We start from the raw sequence: 6,843 nt of genomic DNA, 5'->3' as shown, positions 1-6,843 counted from the left end.
GCTTGGCTCAAAAGTCGAATTCGTAACGACTTATCTAGCTCTGGCTGCCTTAGACAGGCAATCGAATCTGTTCTTAAACAGGCAGCGTCCTAACACTCTTGGCAATGGCTATAACATTCTTAACCAATGTGTCTAGAGTCGGGCTTTTCCTACGCAAGAGAAGGGAAATAGAGCCTGAAGCGATGCCAATCTCACTTCAGGCAAAAGTGAAAAAGTATAACTATTGGGGTTCCCAGAAGGTAAGTGTTCCGTCAAAATTACCACTAACAAGAGTCTGCCCGTTTGGGGTGAATGCGAGTGAGGAGATAACGTTAAAAGACCTTGTAAGAGGATTGATTACACTACCAGTTTGCAAATCAAATAAGTTTAAACTGCCTTCCGATCCGCCTAATGCACTTGCAAGTATCCGATTATTTGGATGCAAAGCAACAGCATTCACGAAAACGGTGCCTGAATCCTTAATCGGTGTAGAGATGAGTTCGCCGGTTTGCAGATTCCAGATTTTGACGATTTGGTTATAAGTCTCGCTGACAAGGGTTTTGCTATCTCGACCAAAAGCGATCGCTCTGACAGCCTCTCCATTGTTGATGGTGCGAATGGGTTTGCCTGACCTAAGATCCCATACTTGGATCGTACTGTCTTCATTCCCACTAGCGAGAGTTTTTCCATCGGGACTAAAGGCGACCATTAAATTCGACTGAGGAGATCCCTGGAAGCTATAGATCGATTTACCCGTGCGTGCATTCCACACTTCAATCTCTGCGTTCCGTGCAGTCATGTTCCAGCTACCAATCGCAAGGCGCTCTCCATCTGGGCTAAAGGCGAGAGATTTAACGTACCAATCCCGCGTGATAGTCCGGATTACCTTGCCAGTTTTTAAATTCCACAGTTTTAGCGAGCCATCGTTGGTCGCGCTACTGCTGGCGAGGGTTTGCCCATTAGGACTAATCGCAAGTGCCCAAATGGTGTCAGTATGCCCAGTTAGGGTGCGAATTGGTTGACCCGTTTTCGGATTCCATACTTTGATCGTGCCATCATCGCTACCACTAACCATTAGCTGTCCGTTGGGAGCGATCGCGATCGCTCCCACGCTCCCTGAATGAGCCTCGATGGTGCGAATCGGTCGCACATTTTGCCAAGTGTTGGTGGGTATTTGAGCCGTTAAGGTAGATGGAATGACAGGCGGCTGAGATACTGCTTTAAACATAGGCATTGCAGAAACGCCAATCGTTGCCACCACGATCAGCACCGTGAAAACCTTAGCGGAAATTTGCTGATTTGTCATTTTAGTAAATTGGGACACAACGCACACTACAAAAATGTGTTGCTTTACACTGAGACGTTGTTGATTTACCTGTGTGCCCAGAATTAGAAAATTTATGTAATGTTACCGTTGCAAATTTCTTAGAAGTATGTAGTCGCAAGGAAAGCGATCGCTCGGACTTTTCCGAATCCGGGAAATTAGCTAGAAGCTATACTCGGTCAAACTTTAAAGATTAGTTGGGGAAAACTTAGATACCAAAAGCCCCATTCCAGAATCTGTTGTGCTACCGTAATAAGTGAGAATAAATTCGGTTGCAGTGTTTGTTTATAGTATTGATAGGTGTTTTCCTTTTGGTCTTGACAGGCTTCTCTCCGAAATTCAAATCTCTTCACCCCTCTGATTTTGGAGACAATCTATGTCTATTTATGTAGGCAATCTATCCTACGAAGTTACGCAAGAAGACCTAACTGGGGTTTTTGCAGAGTATGGTTCTGTAAAGCGCGTCCAGCTACCCACTGACCGGGAAACAGGTCGTCTACGTGGCTTTGGTTTCGTAGAAATGGGTACAGAAGCTGAAGAAACAGCTGCCATTGAAGCGCTTGACGGCGCTGAATGGATGGGTCGCGACTTGAAAGTTAACAAGGCGAAGCCCAAAGAAGATAGAGGCCCCTCTGGTGGTGGTGGTCGCGGAAACAACAGCTTTTCTCGCCGCTACTAAGCTTTGAAGCTAAACCTTTTTAGTTTTTCCTTGAAAAAGCTGAGACAAAAAGGGCTGAGTAATTTGTAAGCGCAATTAGTTTCAGTTACTCGTCTTAAATTTAAAAAGGCTTAAGCATAATGCTTAAGCCTTTTTTTTGCAGGTATGCCTCTCAAGTGTGACGATTCAAGATGTACGTCAACGAGCGACATTTATAGCATTGGTCAAGCTAAAAGTTTCCTGGGGAAGCTAAAACTCGCTTCAATGGGTTTAAGCTTTTAGCCCAGATTTTAGTTTTTAGCTATTCAATTTAAAGTCCCTGCGTTCGCCAAATTCGGATGTTTTTGTCATAACTACCCGTTGCAATCGTCTGTCCATCTTGGCTGATAGAGAGGGAATAAATTGCACTAGAATCACCCGTCAGCGTTGTAATTTGTTTCCCAGTTTTTAGGCTCCAAATTTTAATTGTTCTATCTTCGCTACCACTAGCGAGAAACTGTCCATCCGAACTAATAGCAACTGCATAAACCATGTCTGCATGCCCTCTCAGGCGACCTTTGAGCTGCCATGTGGTCATATCCCAAAGGTAGATAGTTTTGTCAAAGCCCCCACTTATAAGTGTCTGTCCATCTGGGGTAATTGCCAAGGAATGAACCGCATTTGTATGTTTTCTCAAGGTGCGGATGACTTGACCTGTAGATAAATCCCAAACTTTGATCGTTTTGTCCTCAGAACCACTCACGAGGGTCTGCCCATCTGGGGTAAAGGCAACAACATCAATCCCATTAGCATGACCTGTGAGGCTTAAAATTTGCTCGCCGGAAGTCAGATTCCAAATCTTGATCGTGTCGTCCTTACCTCCACTGGCAATAAACTGCCCGTCAGGACTGAAAACGACCGAATCAATGGAGCTAGAATGCCCCCTGAGAGTGCGGATTACTTGACCTGTAGCAAGATTCCAGATTTTGATTGTATTATCCTGAGATCCGCTAGCGAGAAGCTGCCCATTGGGGCTATATGCAATTGTGAAAATTGGTTTGAAATGCCCGGTAAGGGTGCCAATTTCTTGTCCGCTGGAAAGATTCCAAAGTTTGATCGTGTTGTCAGAACTGCCACTGGCTAAAGTTGTTCCATCAGGGCTAATGGCGACAGCATTTACCCAATTTGAATGCCCTCTGAGGGTGCGTTCTAGTTGAGCGTTTTCCCAAGCGTTTAAGTTCGCTACTGCAACAGAAGCATCGATTGGAGCCGCGTATGCCTTGATGTTGCTTGGTGGAATTGTAACGCTCGTAGCGATGACTGTGGCGATCGCGCCTATCGTACCAACTAAAGTCCTAGTTTGAGCAGAAAACATAAAAATAACAGACGAATGGGAAGAAATTTTGCACATCTGCTGAAATATGGGCAGTAATTGCAGAATTTTACAGGTCGTTTCTTAATATAGATGGCGATACCCGCTCCGCACACTCTCTGCGGTCAGAAGCTGCATTCTGAGTAAAAATTTATCGATTTTCTGCACAGTTGAGACTCCCGATTAAATAACCAGCACGAAAAGCACAGCGGATCGCCCTTAGACTTATAGAGCGATCGCGCTGGTTGAAAGTTCCAATTCGGTGCGAGGGATGCAGGTAAAAAAGGAGCGCCACCACATCCCGATGCAACAACTTCTTAGTGAGGTAGCTTGCTCAACTCAAACCAAGTGCGAGAAGCGACAATTCCATCCGCTACCAAGCCACGGGAGCTTTGGAAGCTTTTCACAGTATTCTGGGTAATTGACCCAAATATACCATCGGGAATCAACTGTAGGACTTTCTGAAGGGTTTTCACTGCTTCACCACGGCTACCTAGTCTCAGTTCCGGCATATCAACAGGGGCACCAGAGTAAAGAGCTTGCCACGTCTTAGCGCCAACAATCCCATCTTCTACTAGAAAGACGCGGTGTTGAAAAGCTTTCACGGCATTTTCGACGGGGAGGTCAAACACATCATCGAAAGGAGTGGCATAATAGCCCCAATGAGCGAGTAGTTGTTGGAGTTCTACCACTGCGCGATCGCGGGAACCTCTACGCAGAACTGGCTTTTTAATCGCATTGGTAGCAGCGGCTTGAGGAGTCATGGCTTCAAATTGATTGGTTGATTGCATGATGAATTTTCCTGGGAAGTGTTGTTTCTACTGTTCCAATCTACTGATGGCAGCCCCGCTTCCCCTTCGCCCTGCTAGGTGTATTTAAACTCACCTTAACCGCTCACCCATTCGTATGAAGCAATACCCACTCGCCCGCTGCTACACGATTCGCTCATTCTGGTGAATTGACCAGTTGTAAAATCTGCACGGGTGTCAATTCCTGTACATTGCTGAAAATCGCAGCAGCACCAGCAGCCTTGAGAGCATTTGCATAAGCATCCTTTTGTTGCTGGTTTTCCTGAACGTGGGGTGGCAAAATGCCCACTGCAATCCAACGACGGTCAGGGTGGAGCGATTCTCCTTGGGAGACCCTAAGCGATCGCGCCTTTTCTATCGTGTAAATGTCAGCAACCGTATCTCCCACATAAATAACCGGGGTTGAGGGGGGAACCGACGATCTTTCTTCCATCGCTTGTACTGCCGCAAACAGCCCTGTTGGGTCAGGTTTACCCGGAGCATCCTCCATCGCAATGAGCAACGGCGACTTTAAACCCAGGCGTTGCTCCAAGACATAATTAGCCGATCCACGGGTAGCACCGCTAAAAAAGCCCCAGGGGATCCCAGCCGCTGTCAATTGCTCTAGATAGCTCGGTTGTAATAGCAGCGGTTCATCGCAGATATAACCCGTCCAATGGTGTGGATCTGGCCCGCGATACCGCGATTGGAAAAAAGCAACCAAAACGTCATAATCAAGGCTTAGTTGCGATCTTTTCTGTCCAGCGCTTTCAAAGTAACGATAGACCAACTCTTGGGATGCCTCCCAATCGTTATTCCACATCCCTTCCAACTTCAGATGGTCAATTTCCTCTGGGGTTGGTCGGTAAGCACCCTCCGTAAACTGCTCCACAGTATCAGCTAGCGCCCGTCGGTAAGATCCCCCAACATCTCGCACTACACCGTCAATATCGAAAACGACTAAACTTAGGCAACTAAATTCTTGAACCACTGCAAAGCACCTCCCAATCCCAATTAAAATATTCGATGAGCAAACACATAGCTATCCACGATCGCCTAGGTGTAAAATAATCGTTTGTACAGTATTCAACAAGCCTGGGACTTCCCTGGAGGTGTGATTGTCGAGGTTTATTTTAAAGGTTCTCTGGCTGGAAGAGAACGTAGCACTAGCAGTTGACCAAGTAGTAGGCAAAGGCACCAGCCCTCTGACATCTTACTTTTTTTGGCCTCGGAACGATGCTTGGGAACAGCTAAAAAATGAGTTGGAAGCCAAGCATTGGATTACCGATCAAGAGCGCGTCGCGTTGCTCAACAAAGCGACAGAAGTGATTAACTACTGGCAAGAAGAAGGCAAACGCCGTTCTATGTCTGATGCTCAGGCAAAATTTCCAGAAGTCGCCTTCACAGGTAGTGCTTAAGAATTCTCCTGTGCATCTGCCAGAGTTTAATGCTTTTGTCCTGCTGCCAAAGCACTTCGGAGTTGAGCAAGAGAGATAAGCTAACCTTTATGTGACTAAAGAGAGTAGCAATTTCTTTTCTAGGGCTAAACTTTCCTGCTTAGCAACTGGCGATCGCTCATTTTTGCAAAGGACTTATTGTTCCTGTCACCCTGAAGCGGTGGGACAATCGGTATGTCGCTAAAACAATCCGAAAATAGAAAAACCCGTTTTCTGAGAAGAAAACGGGTTTTTCTATGACTACCTCTATACCAATCTCTAGAATCTTGCAATTGGCGCTATTCTTGCCGATAGCTAATCGGTTTTTGTGCCGATTTACCATTTGCCGCGGCTACACTGGTGGGTCCGGTAATACTGCGGAAATAAATGCCCCCAATAGTCAGCAAAAACAGCAGGTAACTGACTGCTTGAACGACGTAGAGCTTATCGGTATATCCGAACAAGGCGCTAAAAAGTAGGCCAGGAAACTTGTCATCGGGAAAAATTTGGGTCGTATTCCAAACAATTGGTCCCAAAATACAAGAGGGATTTTTAGCAAACCGTTCGTAGTAGAAACACAAAGCTTCTGACTTCCGATCCATTTGAGCTAATGTAGCGAGCGCTGAGTCAAAATGGCTCAACGAGGATACGACTAAACCTGCAACAACTAGGATCAATAAAACGCCCATCACCTGGAAAAATAGGCGGATATTAATCCGAATTCCCCACTTGAATAAAGCAACACCAATCCCAGCAGCAACTCCTAAGCCAGCCAAGGCACCCAAAGCTGGAATTAAACCTTGTTGAAATTTGGCAAGGATAAAGAGAACAGTTTCAAAACCTTCCCGCAGAACTGCGATGAAAATTAGACTGAAAATACCCCAACCCGAACCCCCTTTTTGCCTCAGAGCCGATGTAACGGCTCCTTCGACAGATGCTTTCATCGAGCGTGCCTGTTGAGTCATCCAGATGAGCATCCAGCTGAGCATCGCGATCGCGATTACACTGAATACACCCTCCAGAAGTGGCTCCAGGACGGGTGCAAAGGGTTGATTGGATTTCGAGAGCGCTTGAGCTATCCAGGCTAACAGAACGCCGACTACGGCACTGGCGGCAAGCCCAGCCCCAACACCCGCATAAACCCAAGGATTCAGGGAACTCTGCTTGGCTTTTTTCAAGCAAGCCAGCACGATCCCCACAACGAGGGCGGCTTCAACGCCTTCGCGGAGGGTGATCGCAAAGGTAGGTAGCGCAGAACTAAAATCCATGACGATTGGTAATTGGTAGTAAGCAATTGGGAAAAAAAA

The 6,843-nt window shown here is 46.4% G+C and carries 7 protein-coding genes; 2 read left to right on the top strand and 5 right to left on the bottom strand.

The features are described 5' to 3' along the window. Nucleotides 1-220 precede the first annotated feature (220 nt). Nucleotides 221-1,285, bottom strand: a complete 1,065-nt coding sequence (locus tag H6F52_RS06315) for a WD40 repeat domain-containing protein (RefSeq protein WP_190532912.1) — start codon at nt 1,283-1,285, stop codon at nt 221-223. A gap of 394 nt (nt 1,286-1,679) precedes the next feature. Between H6F52_RS06315 and H6F52_RS06310 the strand changes: the two genes are divergently transcribed. Next, on the top strand, nt 1,680-1,982 hold the full coding sequence (locus H6F52_RS06310; protein ID WP_190410814.1) for an RNA-binding protein: 303 nt from the start codon (nt 1,680-1,682) through the stop codon (nt 1,980-1,982). Between the two features lie 289 nt (nt 1,983-2,271). Here H6F52_RS06310 and H6F52_RS06305 read toward each other — a convergent pair whose 3' ends face one another. From H6F52_RS06305 to H6F52_RS06295, 3 genes are all read right to left on the bottom strand, one after another. Next, complete coding sequence (locus H6F52_RS06305) at nt 2,272-3,315, bottom strand: WD40 repeat domain-containing protein (protein WP_190429974.1); 1,044 nt, start codon at nt 3,313-3,315, stop codon at nt 2,272-2,274. Between the two features lie 314 nt (nt 3,316-3,629). Then, entirely contained in the window at nt 3,630-4,103 is a 474-nt protein-coding gene (locus H6F52_RS06300; RefSeq protein ID WP_242029116.1) for a peptidoglycan-binding protein, read from the bottom strand. Between the two features lie 154 nt (nt 4,104-4,257). Continuing rightward, nucleotides 4,258-5,091 (bottom strand): TIGR01548 family HAD-type hydrolase, encoded by an 834-nt coding sequence (locus tag H6F52_RS06295; RefSeq protein WP_190532907.1) that lies wholly within the window; start codon nt 5,089-5,091, stop codon nt 4,258-4,260. Nucleotides 5,092-5,218: 127 nt separating this feature from the next. On the opposite strand from H6F52_RS06295, the gene H6F52_RS06290 reads away from it, so the two are divergent. Beyond that, complete coding sequence (locus H6F52_RS06290; RefSeq protein WP_190410816.1) at nt 5,219-5,518, top strand: 30S ribosomal protein PSRP-3; 300 nt, start codon at nt 5,219-5,221, stop codon at nt 5,516-5,518. A gap of 317 nt (nt 5,519-5,835) precedes the next feature. Here H6F52_RS06290 and H6F52_RS06285 read toward each other — a convergent pair whose 3' ends face one another. Continuing rightward, entirely contained in the window at nt 5,836-6,804 is a 969-nt protein-coding gene (locus H6F52_RS06285) for an FTR1 family protein (RefSeq protein ID WP_190532904.1), read from the bottom strand. Nucleotides 6,805-6,843 lie beyond the last annotated feature (39 nt).

The organism is Coleofasciculus sp. FACHB-542, assembly GCF_014695825.1.
Lineage (GTDB): Bacteria > Cyanobacteriota > Cyanobacteriia > Cyanobacteriales > FACHB-T130 > FACHB-T130.
The sequence above is the reverse complement of the archived record's forward strand: the minus strand, read 5'-3'. Positions and strand labels throughout refer to the sequence as shown.

What these genes read in the sequence shown, in the direction of transcription:
- H6F52_RS06315 (WP_190532912.1), bottom strand. Translation starts at nt 1,285, where the DNA reads ATGACAAATCAGCAAATTTCCGCTAAGGTTTTCACGGTGCTGATCGTG.
- H6F52_RS06310 (WP_190410814.1), top strand. Translation starts at nt 1,680, where the DNA reads ATGTCTATTTATGTAGGCAATCTATCCTACGAAGTTACGCAAGAAGAC.
- H6F52_RS06305 (WP_190429974.1), bottom strand. Translation starts at nt 3,315, where the DNA reads ATGTTTTCTGCTCAAACTAGGACTTTAGTTGGTACGATAGGCGCGATC.
- H6F52_RS06300 (WP_242029116.1), bottom strand. Translation starts at nt 4,103, where the DNA reads ATGCAATCAACCAATCAATTTGAAGCCATGACTCCTCAAGCCGCTGCT.
- H6F52_RS06285 (WP_190532904.1), bottom strand. Translation starts at nt 6,804, where the DNA reads ATGGATTTTAGTTCTGCGCTACCTACCTTTGCGATCACCCTCCGCGAA.